Origin of the sequence: Methylobacterium sp. E-046 (assembly GCF_022829625.1) — a bacterium.
GTDB classification, from domain to species: domain Bacteria; phylum Pseudomonadota; class Alphaproteobacteria; order Rhizobiales; family Beijerinckiaceae; genus Methylobacterium; species Methylobacterium longum.
This window is the reverse complement of record NZ_JAKSYP010000290.1, coordinates 391,135-405,237: the sequence shown is the minus strand read 5'-3', so window position 1 is coordinate 405,237 and position 14,103 is coordinate 391,135. Positions and strand designations below refer to the sequence as shown.

Genomic DNA, 14,103 nt, shown 5'->3' with positions numbered 1-14,103 from the left:
ACATCCCGAACGTGTTCGCCGGCCTGCTCACCGTCATCCTGATCGGCCTCGTGGTCGAGAACCTGATCTTCCAGACCATCGAGCGCCGCACCCTCCAGCGCTGGGGCATGCAGGCCTGAACCGCCCCACGTCCGGGGCCGGTCTTCCGACGCCAGCTTCGCGCTCCGCGCGCCGACCCGGCGGCAGGCGCATCGAGCCGTCCCGATGCGCGCCGTCGCTCACTCCGCATCCGGAAACGATCAGGCGCGCCGGACGCCGCTCGCCCTCGAGACGCGCGCCAGGTCATGTATATGACACATGAGTGTTGACACGCCTCCCCCGGCGCGTATCCTCGACTCGACGCCGACGGACTCGCGAGAGACAAGATCGGCGCAAGAACCGGTGAGGAACGCCATGGCGGCACGGGGCATCATCCGGCTCGTCGGGACGGTCGCGGCCATGTGCGTGGCGCTCAGCGCCGCCCGCGCCGAGGTCTCGACCGTTCGGCTCGCGAAGCAGTTCGGGATCTCCTATCTGCCGCTGACCGTGATGGAGGAGGAGGGCCTGCTGGAACAGCAGGCCAAGCGGCGCGGCCTCGACCTGAAGGCCGAGTGGCTGCGCTTCACCGGCGGCTCGGGGATGAACGAGGCCCTGCTCTCCGGCAACCTCGATTTCGCCTCCGGCGGCGTCGGCCCGTTCCTGACGATCTGGGGCCGGACACAGGGCAACATCAAGGTCAAGGGTGTGGCGGCGCTGAACGCGATGCCGCTCTGGCTGGTGACCACCAATCCTGCGGTCAAGTCGATCAAGGATTTCGGCCCTCAGGACAAGATCGCGCTGCCGACCGCCAAGACCTCGATCCAGGCGATCACCCTGCAGATGGCCGCCGAGAAGGCCTTCGGGCCCGGCCAGCAGGCCAAGCTCGATCCGCTCACCGTCTCGATGGGACATCCCGACGCGCAGACCGCCCTGATGGGCGGCCACTCGGAGATCACGGCGCATTTCGGCTCTCCTCCGTTTCAGGAGATGGAGCTGAAGGACCCGCGGGCGCACAAGGTGCTCGACAGCTACGACGTCATGGGCGGTCCCCACACCTTCAACCTCGTCTGGGCCTCCAGCCGCTTCGTCACGGCCAATCCCAAGGTCACCGCATCCTTCCTGGCGGCGCTCGAAGACAGCCTGAAGCTGATCCGGGACGATCCGGCGAAGGCCGCGACCCTCTGGATCAAGGCGGAAGGCGCGAAGATCTCGCCGGAGGAGGCGGAAGCCCTCATCCGCGCACCGCAGAACGCCTGGACCACCAAGCCCGAGCGCATGACGGATTATCTCGCCTACATGAACCGCGCCGGACTGGTCTCCGCCACGGCCTCCAGCGACGCCGAGCTGTTCTTCCCCGCGCCGGCGGCGGGCGATGCCCCCAAGGAGGCCACGCGGTGACGGTCCCCGTCGATCACGCCGTCGGACAGGGCGTGACCGAGGCGCTGCGGGTACGCGTCCGGCGGGGCGATGCGGTCGCGGAATACGTGGTGCCGCGCCGGGCCAATCAAACGGTGCTCGATGTCGTCACCGAGATCCAGCGCGATCAGGACCCGACGCTCGCCTACCGCTTCGCCTGCCGGGTCGGCATGTGCGGCTCCTGCGGCATGACGGTGAACGGGCGTCCGCGCTGGACCTGCCGCACCCGGGTCGCCGCGGTGGCGCCGGACGGGATGCTGAGCCTGGAGCCCCTGCGCAACCTGCCGGTGGTCAAGGATCTCGCGGTCGACATGGAGCCCTTCTTCGAGAAGTGGCGCCGCGCCCACGGGTATTTCGAGCCGGGCGAGAACCCGCCCGACGACTTCGCGACCGTCGAGCCGGACTCGCCCGCCCGCCAGGAGGTCGATGCCGGCATCGAGTGCATCAATTGCGGCGTCTGCTACGCCGCCTGCGATGTCGTCACCTGGAATCCCGACTATCTCGGGCCCGCGGCCCTCAACCGGGCCTGGACGCTGGTCAACGACGTGCGCGACCAGGATCGCGACGGGCGGCTCGCCGCGGTGGCGGGCGATGCCGGCTGCCATTCCTGCCACAGCCACATGAGCTGCACCGAGCATTGCCCGAAGGGCCTGAGCCCGACCTTCTCGATCGCCGGCCTGAAGCGCGAGACCGGCAAGGCGGCGGTGCGCCGGTTCTGGAGGCGCGGATGAGCCCGCTCCTGTACCTCGCCCAGCGCGGCACGGCCGCGATCCTCGCGGTCACGGTCGCAGTCCATCTCGGCACGATCCTGTACGCGGTGCGTGGCGGGCTTACGGCCGGGGAGATCCTGGGCCGGACGCACGGCAACCTCGCCTTCCTCGCGTTCTACGCGGTCTTCGTGCTGGCCGCCGCGATCCACGCCCCGATCGGCCTGCGCAGCATCCTGCGCGAGTGGACCGGCTGGCGCGGCCGCTCCCTCGACCTCAGCATGATCGCCTTCTCGGCCCTGCTCGCCGGGCTGGGCCTGCGGGCGGCGCTGGCGGTGTACTGGGCATGAGGGCTTCCACGACGCCTCCCATGCGGGCCGGCCTGATTCGCGCGTCCCTGCGCCGGCCCGGTTTCGCCGCCGCCCTGATCCATCGCCTCTCGGGGCTCGCCCTGGCGCTGTTCCTCCCGATGCACTTCATCGCGCTCGGCACCGCGCTCCAGGGCGCCGACCGACTCGAGAGCTTCCTCGGCCTCACCCAGAACGGCTTCGTCCGCACCGCCGAATGGGGTCTCGTCTGTGCCCTCGCCGTCCACATGGCGCTGGGCCTGCGGGTGCTCGCCATCGAGTGGCTGCGCTACCGCGAGCGCACCGCCCTGGTCGTCTCCGGCTGCCTCGCGACCGCCTTCGCGGTCGGCCTCCTGTTCCTCCTCAGCGGGGCGTGAGCCCCGCCCGTCGCCCCGGAGACCCGCCATGGATCTCGACATCCGCGAATTCGAGGAGGTCTGCCGCGACCTCTACGTCCGCGCCCTGAAGATCCTGCCGCCCGACATCAAGGCGGGCTTCGCCGACCTGCAGCGCACCGAGACCAGCGCCACGGGCCGGGCCATCCTCGACACGATGGTGGAGAACGTCGCGGTCGCGGAGCGCACGAAGAACATCCTCTGCCAGGATACCGGCATCCCGATCTACAACGTCGTGATCGGCGCCGACGTGCGCGTCGACGGCGCCGCCCTGAAGGCCGCGATCCGGCGCGGCTGCGAGCGGGCCACGAAGGAGTTTTCCTTACGCTCCTCGGTGGTCCACCCGATCACCCGCAAGAACGAGCAGACCTCCTGCGGCATCCGCGTGCCGATCATCCACGTCGACTTCGACGACCGGCCCGAGACCGTGGCGGTGGAGATGATCCCGAAGGGCTCAGGCTCGGAGAACGGCTCGTTCCTGCAGATGCTGCTGCCCTCGGACGGGATCGGCGCGGCCAAGCGCTTCGTCATCGACCGGGTGATCGAGCTGGGCGGCCGGGTCTGCCCGCCGACCATCGTGGGCGTCGGGCTCGGGGGCACCTCGGACCTGTGCATGCATCTGGCCAAGGTGGCGGCGACCCGGCCGCTGCGCTCGGTCTGCTCCGATCCCGAGGGCGCCCGGATCGAGGCCGAGCTGTCGCGGGCGGTGAACGAGCTCGGCATCGGCCCGCAGGGGCTCGGCGGCCGGTCCACGAGCTTCGCCGTCCACGTCGAACTCGCCGCGACCCACATCACCCAGAACCCGGTCGCCGTGAACATCCAGTGCCACTCGGCCCGCCGCGCCCGCGCGACGTTCACGCCCGGCGGCATCGCGTTCGATTGAGGAGCAGACCGTGGCCCACCACGTCCTCGACATGCCGGCCACTGAGCCCGAGATCCGGGCGCTCCGGATCGGCGACACCGTCACCCTCCGCCGCTGGCTGTTCGGCATCCGCGACGCGACCCTGATCCACATGTTCGACCGGGATCGCCGCACCCGGCTCGACCTGAACGGCCACGCGGTGATCCACACCGCGCCGAACGTCCACCGCGTCCCGGTCTCGAACGAGGCGCCGGTCGGCTACGCGCCGTTCTGCATCGGTACCACCACGTCGATGCGCATGGAGCGCTTCACCGACGCCCTAATGGAGCGGGAGGGCGTGCGCCTCATCGTCGGCAAGGGTGGCATGGGACCGGCGACCCTCGACGCCTTCGCGCGGCGCGGCGGCGCCTACCTGGCGATCGTCGGCGGCGCGGCGGCGCTGGAGACCACCTGGATCGAGACCATCGTGGATGTCGATCTCGACGACCTCCACCCCGAGAGCCTGTGGCAGTTCGCGATCCGCGATTTCGGGCCGCTGCTGGTCGGCATGGATTCGCACGGCGGCTCGCTCTTCGCCGACGTCCAGCGCGACGTGGCCGCCCGGCGCGACGCGGTGCTGGCCTCCCTGGAGGAGGCCCGATGAGTCCCGAACAGGTCGAGACCGACATCCTGATCCTCGGTTCCGGCGGGGCCGGGCTGTTCGCGGCGCTTCACGCCAAGAAGGTCGCCCCCGACCTCGACGTCACCGTCGCGGTGAAGGGGCTGCTCGGCAAGTGCGGCTGCACCCGCATGGTCCAGGGCGGCTACAACGTCGCGCTGGCGCCGGGCGACTCAGTCGAGCGGCACTTCATGGACACGATCGAGGGCGGCAAGTGGCTGAACGACCAAGCGCTCGCCTGGACGCTCGTCACCGAGGCGCAGGTGCGGATCCGGGAGCTGGAGACCGAGCTCGGCTGCTTCTTCGACCGCAACCCGGACGGCAGCGTCCACCAGAAGGCCTTTGCCGGCCAGACCTTCGACCGGACGGTGCACAAGGGCGACCTCACCGGCATCGAGATCATCAACCGCCTGTCCGAGCAGGTCTGGCGCCGGGACGTGCACCGGCTGGAGGATCACCGCGCCCTGGAGCTGATCCCGGCCCGGGACGGGTCGGGGCTGGCGGGCGTGCTGATGCTCGACATGCGCACCGGGGAGCCGAAGCTGGTGCGGGCCAAGGCCGTGCTGCTCGCCACCGGCGGCGGGCCGACCATGTACAAGTACCACACGCCGTCCGGCGACAAGTCCTGCGACGGGCTCGCCATGGCTTTGCGCGCGGGGCTCCCGCTGCGCGACATGGAGATGGTGCAGTTCCACCCGACCGGCCTGCTCGCGGGCGCCGGCACCCGCATGACCGGGACGGTGCTGGAGGAGGGCCTGCGCGGGGCGGGGGGCTGGCTCCTCGATTCCACCGGCCAGCGCTTCATGGAGGCGTACGACCCGCGGGCCGAGCGCGCGACCCGGGACGTGGTCAGCCGCTCGATCATGCGGCGGCTGCGCGAGGGGTTCGGCACCCCGAGCGGGGGCGTCCACATCCAGATGAGCCATCTCGGCCCCGAGGACGTGCGCCGCCGGTTCAAGGGCATGGTCGAGCGCTGCGCCGATTGCGGCTTCGACCTCGCGGGCGGCCTCGTCGAGGTCATCCCCACGGCCCATTACATGATGGGCGGCCTCCAGTTCGCGGTCGACTGCACCACCGCGCTGCCGCGCCTCTACGCGGCCGGCGAGGATACCGGCGGCGTCCACGGGGCGAACCGGCTCGGCGGCAACGGCGTGGCGAATTCCACGGTGTTCGGGGGCTTGGCCGGCCAGTCCATGGCCCGGGCCGTGACGCGCGAGGGCGCCCTCGCCGAGCCGGATCCCGCCGCCATCGAGGCGGGCCTCGCCCGGGCCTACGGGCCGCTCGGCCGGCCCGCGGGGTCGCTGCCGGAGATCCGCGAGGCGCTCTACGAGACCATGTGGGCCGATGTCGGGATCCTGCGGGACGCGACCGGCCTCACCCGGGCGCTCGCCACCCTCGACGGGCTCTCCGACGCGGTCGCCCGGGCCGGCGCGCCGGACGGCGACCGCCGCTACGCGCTGACCTGGATGGACCGGCTGAACCTCGAGAACCTCGTGCTGGTCTCGCAGGCGGTCGCCCGGGCGGCGCTCGCCCGCACCGACAGCCGCGGCGCGCATTTCCGCGAGGATTTCCCGGAGGCCTCGGATCTCGCGACCTCGCACTACACCGTGGTGCGCCAGCGCGGCGGGGCCCTCGACCTCGCGATGGAGCCGGTGCACTTCACCCATGTGCGGCCGGGGGGCTCCCTCCTCGACGCGGCCGCCTGAGGGGATTTGAGCCATGCAGACCCTGCGCGGCGCCGACATCGTGGCCCGGACCCTGGAGGCGCTCGGCGTCACCCGGATCTTCACCCTGTCGGGCAATCACATCATGCCGGTCTTCGACGCCCTGCTGGAGACCGGGATCACCCTCGTCCACACCCGCCAGGAGGCGGCCTGCGTCCACATGGCCGATGCCTGGGGCCGGCTGACCGGCGAGGTCGGAGTCGCGCTGGTCACGGGCGGTCAGGGCCACACCAACGGCGCGGCGGCGCTCACCACGGCAGTGGCCGCGGACTCGCCCGTGCTGCTGCTCTCCGGCCATGCGGGCCTGTCCGAACTCGGGCGCGGCGCCTTCCAGGAACTGGCCCAGGCCGACATCGCCCGGCCGATGACCAAGGCCGCCTGGACCGCCGGCTCGGTCGCTTCCCTCGGCCCGGACCTCGCCCGGGCCTTCCGGATCGCCCGGGAGGGGCGGCCCGGCCCGGTCCATCTCAGCCTGCCGGTCGACCTGCTGGACAAGGCCGTCCCCGCCGCCTCCGTGCGGATCCCGGAGCGGGCCGCGGCCGCCATCCGGGCCGCCGAGCCGGCGCCCGATCTCGTGGCCGACCTGCTCGCCGCCCTCGCCGGGGCAGAACGGCCCCTCGTCGCCTGCGGCCCGGCCCTGTGCGACGCCTCCGGCCGGGCCGCCATGGCGGCGCTGGACGAGACCCTGGGCGTGCCGGTCGTCGGCATGGAGAGCCCCCGCGGGATCAACGATCCGGCGCTCGGCGCCTTCGCCGAGGTCCTGGCGCGGGCCGACCTCCTCGTCCTGCTCGGCAAGCCGCTCGACTTCACCCTGCGCTTCGGTGCGGCACCCGCCCTCGCCCCCAATTGCCGCTTCGTCATCGTCGATCCCGATCCGGCGCTCCTCGCCCGCGCTCCGGCGGACCGCCTCGCCGTCGCGGGCCTCGCCGATCCGCGCCCGGTTCTGGCGGCGCTGACCGCGCGCGCGACCGCCCTCCCCCACCGGGACGCTTCGAACCGGGACGCCTGGCACCGGGAGGCGCGGGCTGCCCTCGCCTACCGCCCGCCCGGCTGGGCGGATCTGCGCGGGACGGGGCAGCGCCTGCACCCGGTGGAGTTGTGTCGCGCGGTCGACGCCTTCCTGGAACGCCATCCGGACGGCACGCTGATCTGCGACGGCGGCGAGATCGGCCAGTGGCCGCAGGCCCTGGTCCGCGCCGGGCGCCGGCTGATCAACGGCGTCTCGGGGACGATCGGTGCATCGATCCCCTTCGCGATCGCCGCCGCGCTGGAGCGCCCCGGCGCCCCCGTGATCGCGGTGCTGGGCGACGGCACCTTCGGCTTCCACATGGCCGAGTTCGACACGGCCGTGCGCTACGGCGTCCCGTTCATCGCGGTGGTGGGCAACGACGCGCGCTGGAACGCCGAGCACCAGATCCAGCTGCGCAGCTACGGCCCCCAGCGGACGCGCCACTGCGACCTGCTCCCGACCCGCTACGACGCGGTGGTCCAGGCCCTCGGCGGCTTCGGCACGCTGGTCACCGAGGCCGCCGCCCTCCCGGCGGCCCTGGAGGCGGCCCAGGCCAGCGGCCTGCCCGCCTGCATCAACGTGATGATCGAGAGCGTGGCGGCACCGGCGATCCGCCGCCCCGGCTAGGAACACCGCTGAGGAGGGGGATCATGCGCAGACGCGACGTTCTGGCGGGGGCCGCGGCGCTCCTGGCGAGCCCGGTCCCGGGGCGGGCCGAGGAGGCCGGTGCGGTGGCCATCGCCCGCCAGCCGAGCCTCGGCCACCTGCCGCTGATGCTGATGGAGGAGCAGGGCCTGCTCCAGAAGGCCGCGGCCGCCCGCGGCGTGGCGGGGCTGCAGGCCCGGTACCTCACCCTAGCGGGCGGCGCGGCGATGAACGACGCCCTGCTCTCCGGGCAGATCCAGTTCGCGGCCGGCGGCGTGCCGCCCCTCGTGCTGCTCTGGTCGAAGACCGAGGGCACCGCCATGGCGGTGAAGGGCGTGGCGGCGATGAACAGCATGCCGCTGCTGATGAACACCAGCAACCCGAAGGTGCGCACGCTCGCGGACTTCACCGACCGGGACAAGATCGCGCTCCCCGCCGTGAAGGTCTCGGTCCAGGCGATGTTCCTGCAGATGGCCGCCGAGAAGGAACTCGGCGCGGGCCGCCGCAACGACCTCGACCGGCTCACCGTCACCCTCTCGCATCCCGACGGGATGGCGGCGCTCCTCGGGGGCAGCGAGGTGACGGCGCATTTCACCGCCGCGCCGATCCAGGAGCTGGAACTGCGCCGGCCCGGCATCCGCACGGTGCTGAACAGCTTCGACGTGCTGGGCGAGCCTTCGACCTTCAACGTGGTCTGGGCCTCCGCGGCCTTCGCGGCGGCCAGTCCCCGCGTCTTCGAGGCGTTCGGCGCCGCCCTCGACGAGGCCCTCGCGGGGATCGTGGCCGACAAGGCGGAGGCGGCCCGCGCCTACGTGCGCCTCGCCCGCGACGGGAGCGATGTCGGCCTCGTCACCGAGATCCTGAACGACCCGCAGGTCTCCTTCACGGCGACGCCCCGGGCCATCGGCAAGGTCGCGGACTTCATGGCCCGCACCGGCACCATCCGCCGCCGCCCGGATAGCTGGAAGGACCTGTTCTTCGCGGGCGTTCACGGCAAGGCCGGGAGCTGAGCCGCCCCGGCGGCCGCCTCAACCCTGCAGCAGGCCGGGCAGCGCCAGCGCGGTGGTGGTCAGCCCGATCGCCGCGAGCAGGGCCAGGACGAGGGTGCGGAAGCGCCGCTGGTCGATCCGGGCGAACAGCGAGAGCCCGGCGAGCACGCTCACCAGCACCACCGGCAGCGCCAGCGCCAGGTCGCCGACGAGTTCGGGGGGGATCGGGTCGAGGTAGACGAGGATCGAGAAAGCCCAGACCTGCATCACCAGGGTGAAGGATTGGTACACAGCCCGCTGAGTGCGGGGCTCCCAGCCGCGCACGAGGCTCCAGGCCGTCGGCAGGGCGCCGGACAAGCCCGCGATGCCGCCCAGCACGCCGCCGAGGAAGCCGATCGCCCCGTCGCTCCAAGAATTGCCGAAGCCCACCCGGTAGTCGGCGCGCAGCAGCGCGATGCCGCCGCTGTAGAGGACCAGGAAGGCGCCGATCGCGACCTTGATGTGGCGCGGGTCGAGATCGTGCAGCAGGTGGATGCCGATCGGCGCCCCGATCAGGCCTGGCAGGATCATCGCGAAGGCGGTGTTCCGCGGCGGCCAAGTCCGCAGCCGCAGGATCGAGATCACCTGCGAGAGGATGCTGCAGACCAGCACCAGGGCGGTCGCCTCGACGGGCGTGCGGATCGACAGCAGCGTACCGGAGGCGATCAGCGCGAAGGCGAAGCCTGTGAGGCCCGAAATCAGTCCGGCGCAGCCGACGCAGAGGATGAGGAGGAGCGTCTCGTTCACCGCGGATGCCCAGCCCGGCCAATACCCCGCGCAGGCTCGCTTGCCATCCTCGTCCTCCCGGTCGGCGGCCCGCCGGAAGCAGGACACATTCTGAATGTATCTTATATAAGACTTGTCACGCGGAGCAAGGCGGGAGATAGGGCCGCCGGCGATGAGCTCCTTCTTCACGGAGTGCCCGGAGCCAAGCTGGCCGAGTGCCTCGGCCGTTCGAGGGGAAGGCCGTCCAGATCCATCCTGCGCCCTCCCCGTCCGCGGGGGTGGAGACGCGCATGGCATCTCCGGGCGCCCGACTCGATCGATCGGATCAAGGCGCCGGATCCGATGGGTGGATCCACGGGCGCTGAGCGGGAGGCGGTAACCCCTCGAACCCGAGGCCAACGAAATCCGTCCCGCCGCTCAATCGGCCGTTGACGCCGGTCGCTTAAGCAGTCTTATATAAGACACGTCGCCGCCGAGCAGCCGACGACACAGCTATCAGGAGGACCGCATGAGCAGCCACGCCGCGTCCGGCGAGGGGCACCGCAAGCCGCATCTTCTCGCCCATTCCCCCCACGACAACGTCGCCGTCGCGGTGATCGAGGGCCTGAGCGCGAACACCGACGCCTTCGGGGTGGTCACCGAGAACAACAGCACCTTCGAGGTCGCCGTCCGCCACGACATCCCGATCGGCCACAAGGTCGCGCTCACCGACCTGAAGGCCGGCGACACGGCCATCAAGTACGGCCAGGATATCGGCAAGGTCATCAAGGACGTCGCCAAGGGCGAGCACGTCCATGTCCACAACGTCAAGACGAAGCGCTGGTGAGGTGACGATGTCCAAGGAAGCCGCTCAGCTCGAACACGAGATCGCCACCCCCTTCGTCGGCGGTGCGCCCGATCAATTCGCCACCCCGGCGCTCGCGACCAAGCGCGCCTCGGAGAACTACACGTCCGCCACCTTCATGGGCTGGCGCCGGGAGAACGGCCGGGTCGGTGTGCGCAACCACGTCGTGCTCCTGCCGCTGGACGATCTCTCCAATGCCGCCTGCGAGGCCGTCGCCAACACCATAAAGGGCACGATGGCGCTGCCCCACGCCTACGGCCGGTTGCAGTTCGGCGAGGATCTGGACCTCCACTTCCGCACCCTCATCGGCATCGGCTCGAACCCGAACGTCGCCGCCGTCGTGGTGATCGGCATCGAGGACCAGTGGACCAACCGCGTGGTCGAGGGCATCGCCAAGACCGGCAAGCCGGTCGTCGGCTTCGGGATCGAGGGCCACGGCGACATCGCCATCGTCGCCAAGGCGAGCTACCAGGCCAAGCGCTTCGTGCAGTGGGCCACCGAGCTCCAGCGCGAGGAATGCCCGATCGCCGACCTCTGGGTCTCGACCAAGTGCGGCGAGTCCGACACCACCACCGGCCTCGCCTCCTGCCCCACCGTCGGCAACATGTACGACAAGCTGATCCCGCACGGGATCTACGGGGTGTTCGGTGAGACGTCGGAGATCACCGGCGCCGAGCACCTCTGCCGCGAGCGGGCGATCAGCCCGGACATCGCCGACAAGTGGTACACGATGTGGAAGGCCTATCAGGACGACGTCATCGAGGCCCACAAGACCGACGATCTCTCGGACTCGCAGCCGACCAAGGGCAACATCGCGGGCGGCCTCACCACGATCGAGGAGAAAGCGCTCGGCAACCTCGAGAAGATCGGCCACGAGTGCCGGTTCATCGACGCCCTGCAGCCCGCGGAAGCCCCCGCCAAGGGGCCCGGCCTCTACTTCATGGACACGTCCTCGGCGGCCGCCGAGTGCGTCACCCTGATGGCGGCGGCGGGTTACGTGGTCCACACCTTCCCGACCGGCCAGGGCAACGTGATCGGCAATCCGATCGTCCCCGTGATCAAGATCACCGGCAATCCCCGGACCGTGCGGACCATGGGTGAGCATATCGACGTGGACGTGTCGGGCGTGCTCAGCCGCGAGATGACGATCCCGCAGGCCGGCGACGCGCTGATCGACATGGTGGTGCGCACCGCCAACGGCCGGCTCACGGCGGCCGAGTCCCTCGGCCACCGGGAATTCGTGATGACGAAGCTCTACCGCAGCGCCTGACGCGCCAGTCCCGCGCCCGCGGACCGCGAACCGGTCCGCGGGCGCAGCCCCGACGCCACGGGGTCGGACCACGAGGGAGCGCACGACCGCGGGCGGAACCGCGTCGGCCTCCGTCCTGTCACTGTGGAGGAACGCATGAGGCTGCTTCGGTCGATCTACGGCCAGGTCCTGCTCGGCATCGCGCTGGGCATCGCGGTCGGGGTGGTGGCTCCCGATTTCGCCGTGGGCTGCAAGATCCTCGGCGACATGTTCATCAACCTGATCAAGATGATCGTCGCCCCCGTCATCTTCTGCACGGTCGTCGTCGGCATCGCGCATGTCGGCGACATGAAGAGCGTCGGCCGGATGGGCCTGAAGACCATCCTGTACTTCGAGGCCGCCACGACGGTGGCGCTCGGGGCCGGCCTCCTGTTCGTGAACCTGCTGCGGCCGGGCGACGGCGTGAACGCCACGGTCGACAGCCTTGACGCCAAGCTGGTCGCCGGCATCGCCGGAAAGGCCCACGCGCAGTCGCCGATGGAGATCGTCGCCAACATCATCCCGCACAGCGCGGTCGACGCCTTCGCCAAGGGCGACCTGATCCAGGTGATGTTCTTCTCGGTGCTCGTCGGCATGGGGCTCGCGATGCTGGGCCGGCGCGGCGAGTTCCCGCTCAAGGTGGTCCACGCCTTCGGCGACGTGCTGATGAAGGTCGTCGGGCTGATCATGCACTTCGCGCCGATCGGCGCCTTCGGCGCGATGGCCTTCACCATCGGCAAGTTCGGGCTCGGCATCCTCGCCCAGTACGGGATGCTGATCGTCTCGCTCTACCTGACCTTCATCGTGTTCATCGCGGTCTTCCTCGGCGGCGTGATGCGGTTCTACGTCGGCCTGAGCCTGTGGAAGCTGTTCCGCTACAGCCGCGAGGAGCTGTTCATCCTGCTCGGCACCACGAGCACGGAATCGGTGCTGCCGCGGATCATGGCCAAGCTCAACGGGCTCGGCGTCGACAAGAGCGTCACCGGCCTCGTGATGCCGGCCGGCCTGTCCTTCAACATGGACGGCTCCTGCATCTACCTGACCATGGCGATCGGCTTCATCGCCCAGGCCCTCAACATCCCGCTGACCTGGGAGCAGGAACTCGGCATCCTGGCCATCGCGCTGGTGACCTCGAAGGGCGTCGCGGGCGTGGCGGGTGCCATCCTGTTCGTGCTCGCCGCGACGCTCCAGGCCTCGCAGCTCCTGCCGGTGGCGGGCATCGCCCTGATCATCGGGGTAGACCGCATCCTGAACGAGCTGCGCTGCGTGACCAACGCGATCGGCAACATGGTGGCGACCCTCGTGATCGCCCGTTGGGAGGGCAAGATCGACCTCGCCCATGCCCGCGCGGTGCTCGACGGCCGCATCACCCCGGACTTCGACCTCCTCGACGACGAGGACGCGGTGGCGGATGCGATCCCCGCCCGCGAGCCGGCGGTCGCCTTCCGCCGCCCCCTCCCCGCTGCCGTGCCGGCGACCTGAGAAGGACCCTCCATGCCCAAGGTCATCATCAGCGAGTTCATGGACGAGGCGGCGATCGCGGCCGAGCTCGCCGGCTTCGACGTGGTGTACGATCCCGGCCTCGTCGACCGGCCCAACGATCTCGCCGCCGCGGTTGCGGAGGCCGACGCCCTGATCGTGCGCAACCGGACGCAGGTGCGCGGCGCCCTGCTCGCCGCCGCCCGCGACCTCAAGGTGGTGGGCCGCCTCGGCGTCGGCCTCGACAACATCGACGGGGCGGCCTGCCGGGACCGGGGCATCGCGGTCTATCCGGCGACGGGCGCCAACGACGTCGCGGTCGCCGAGTACGTGCTCGCCACCGCGATGCTGCTCCTGCGCGGCGCCTACGGGGCGACGGCCCGCGTCGCGGCCGGCACGTGGCCGCGCAACGCCCTGATGGGCCGCGAGATCTCCGGCAAACGCCTCGGCCTGGTGGGCTTCGGCGCCATCGCCCGCGAGACCGCCCAGAGGGCTGCGGCCCTCGGCATGGCGGTCGCCGCCCACGACCCCTTCGTCGCCGAGGGCGATCCGGCCTGGAACCCGGCCACCGGTCCCGTGCAGCGGCAGGCGCTCGAAGCTCTGATCGCCCAGAGCGACGTGCTCTCGCTGCACGTGCCCCTCACCGATCGGACGCGCGGCCTGATCGACGCGGCGGCGCTGGCCCGGATGCCCAAGGGCGCGATCCTGATCAATGCGGCCCGGGGCGGCGTGGTGGACGAGGCCGCCGTGGCCGAATCCCTGCGCGCCGGCCATCTCGGCGGCGCGGCGCTGGACGTGTTCGACCGGGAGCCCCTTGACGCGTCGGCCGGCGCCGTCTTCGCGGACGTGCCGAACCTGATCCTGACCCCGCACATCGCCGGGGTGACGCAGGAATCGAACGTGCGCGTCTCCGCCGTCACTGCGGCGGCGGTGCGTCGCCACCTCACGGAGCGCTGA

The 14,103-nt window shown here is 71.0% G+C and carries 14 protein-coding genes and 1 pseudogene; 14 read left to right on the top strand and 1 reads right to left on the bottom strand.

All coding sequences use genetic code 11. The features are described from left to right. The 10 genes and pseudogenes from MKK82_RS33535 to MKK82_RS33490 all read left to right on the top strand — a co-directional run. Positions 1–119 (top strand): annotated as a pseudogene (locus tag MKK82_RS33535) (ABC transporter permease); the annotation flags it as partial. A 274-nt stretch (positions 120–393) separates the two neighbouring features. Further along, positions 394–1,416: an ABC transporter substrate-binding protein gene (locus tag MKK82_RS33530; protein ID WP_238291082.1), complete on the top strand. Its 1,023-nt coding sequence runs from the start codon at positions 394–396 to the stop codon at positions 1,414–1,416. Next, positions 1,413–2,165: a succinate dehydrogenase/fumarate reductase iron-sulfur subunit gene (locus MKK82_RS33525; protein ID WP_243988049.1), complete on the top strand. Its 753-nt coding sequence runs from the start codon at positions 1,413–1,415 to the stop codon at positions 2,163–2,165. Before MKK82_RS33530 ends, MKK82_RS33525 begins: the two co-directional genes overlap by 4 nt. Continuing rightward, positions 2,162–2,491: a succinate dehydrogenase gene (locus tag MKK82_RS33520; protein ID WP_238291084.1), complete on the top strand. Its 330-nt coding sequence runs from the start codon at positions 2,162–2,164 to the stop codon at positions 2,489–2,491. The genes MKK82_RS33525 and MKK82_RS33520 overlap by 4 nt, the downstream gene beginning before the upstream one ends. Before the next feature lie 20 nt (positions 2,492–2,511). Next, on the top strand, positions 2,512–2,865 hold the full coding sequence (locus MKK82_RS33515) for a succinate dehydrogenase (RefSeq protein WP_238291085.1): 354 nt from the start codon (positions 2,512–2,514) through the stop codon (positions 2,863–2,865). A gap of 28 nt (positions 2,866–2,893) precedes the next feature. Continuing rightward, positions 2,894–3,766: a fumarate hydratase gene (locus MKK82_RS33510; RefSeq protein ID WP_238291086.1), complete on the top strand. Its 873-nt coding sequence runs from the start codon at positions 2,894–2,896 to the stop codon at positions 3,764–3,766. Between the two features lie 10 nt (positions 3,767–3,776). After that, entirely contained in the window at positions 3,777–4,388 is a 612-nt protein-coding gene (locus tag MKK82_RS33505) for a fumarate hydratase C-terminal domain-containing protein (protein ID WP_238291087.1), read from the top strand. After that, positions 4,385–6,109 carry an L-aspartate oxidase gene (locus tag MKK82_RS33500; protein WP_243988047.1) on the top strand — a complete coding sequence of 575 codons (1,725 nt, stop codon included), beginning with the start codon at positions 4,385–4,387 and terminating at the stop codon, positions 6,107–6,109. Before MKK82_RS33505 ends, MKK82_RS33500 begins: the two co-directional genes overlap by 4 nt. 13 nt (positions 6,110–6,122) lie before the next feature. Then, complete coding sequence (locus MKK82_RS33495; protein WP_238291089.1) at positions 6,123–7,763, top strand: thiamine pyrophosphate-binding protein; 1,641 nt, start codon at positions 6,123–6,125, stop codon at positions 7,761–7,763. A gap of 23 nt (positions 7,764–7,786) precedes the next feature. Continuing rightward, positions 7,787–8,791: an ABC transporter substrate-binding protein gene (locus MKK82_RS33490; RefSeq protein ID WP_238291090.1), complete on the top strand. Its 1,005-nt coding sequence runs from the start codon at positions 7,787–7,789 to the stop codon at positions 8,789–8,791. An 18-nt stretch (positions 8,792–8,809) separates the two neighbouring features. Here the strand turns inward: MKK82_RS33490 and MKK82_RS33485 are convergent, their stop codons facing one another. Further along, positions 8,810–9,643, bottom strand: a complete 834-nt coding sequence (locus MKK82_RS33485) for a sulfite exporter TauE/SafE family protein (protein ID WP_238291091.1) — start codon at positions 9,641–9,643, stop codon at positions 8,810–8,812. Between the two features lie 400 nt (positions 9,644–10,043). Between MKK82_RS33485 and MKK82_RS33480 the strand changes: the two genes are divergently transcribed. The 4 genes from MKK82_RS33480 (at position 10,044) to MKK82_RS33465 (ending at position 14,103) form a co-directional block, all read left to right on the top strand. After that, positions 10,044–10,361, top strand: a complete 318-nt coding sequence (locus MKK82_RS33480; RefSeq protein WP_238291092.1) for a UxaA family hydrolase — start codon at positions 10,044–10,046, stop codon at positions 10,359–10,361. Between the two features lie 7 nt (positions 10,362–10,368). After that, positions 10,369–11,649 carry a UxaA family hydrolase gene (locus tag MKK82_RS33475; RefSeq protein ID WP_279603399.1) on the top strand — a complete coding sequence of 427 codons (1,281 nt, stop codon included), beginning with the start codon at positions 10,369–10,371 and terminating at the stop codon, positions 11,647–11,649. 135 nt (positions 11,650–11,784) lie between these two features. Further along, the gene (locus tag MKK82_RS33470; RefSeq protein WP_243988045.1) at positions 11,785–13,149 is read left to right on the top strand and encodes a cation:dicarboxylate symporter family transporter; all 1,365 of its coding nucleotides are present in this window, start codon (positions 11,785–11,787) and stop codon (positions 13,147–13,149) included. Between the two features lie 12 nt (positions 13,150–13,161). Beyond that, complete coding sequence (locus MKK82_RS33465) at positions 13,162–14,103, top strand: NAD(P)-dependent oxidoreductase (protein ID WP_238291094.1); 942 nt, start codon at positions 13,162–13,164, stop codon at positions 14,101–14,103.

Bases quoted from the DNA above. Each gene is read 5' to 3' on its own strand.
- MKK82_RS33475 (WP_279603399.1), top strand. From the start codon at position 10,369: ATGTCCAAGGAAGCCGCTCAGCTCGAACACGAGATCGCCACCCCCTTC.
- MKK82_RS33500 (WP_243988047.1), top strand. From the start codon at position 4,385: ATGAGTCCCGAACAGGTCGAGACCGACATCCTGATCCTCGGTTCCGGC.
- MKK82_RS33470 (WP_243988045.1), top strand. From the start codon at position 11,785: ATGAGGCTGCTTCGGTCGATCTACGGCCAGGTCCTGCTCGGCATCGCG.
- MKK82_RS33520 (WP_238291084.1), top strand. From the start codon at position 2,162: ATGAGCCCGCTCCTGTACCTCGCCCAGCGCGGCACGGCCGCGATCCTC.
- MKK82_RS33490 (WP_238291090.1), top strand. From the start codon at position 7,787: ATGCGCAGACGCGACGTTCTGGCGGGGGCCGCGGCGCTCCTGGCGAGC.
- MKK82_RS33515 (WP_238291085.1), top strand. From the start codon at position 2,512: ATGCGGGCCGGCCTGATTCGCGCGTCCCTGCGCCGGCCCGGTTTCGCC.
- MKK82_RS33480 (WP_238291092.1), top strand. From the start codon at position 10,044: ATGAGCAGCCACGCCGCGTCCGGCGAGGGGCACCGCAAGCCGCATCTT.
- MKK82_RS33495 (WP_238291089.1), top strand. From the start codon at position 6,123: ATGCAGACCCTGCGCGGCGCCGACATCGTGGCCCGGACCCTGGAGGCG.
- MKK82_RS33510 (WP_238291086.1), top strand. From the start codon at position 2,894: ATGGATCTCGACATCCGCGAATTCGAGGAGGTCTGCCGCGACCTCTAC.
- MKK82_RS33465 (WP_238291094.1), top strand. From the start codon at position 13,162: ATGCCCAAGGTCATCATCAGCGAGTTCATGGACGAGGCGGCGATCGCG.
- MKK82_RS33530 (WP_238291082.1), top strand. From the start codon at position 394: ATGGCGGCACGGGGCATCATCCGGCTCGTCGGGACGGTCGCGGCCATG.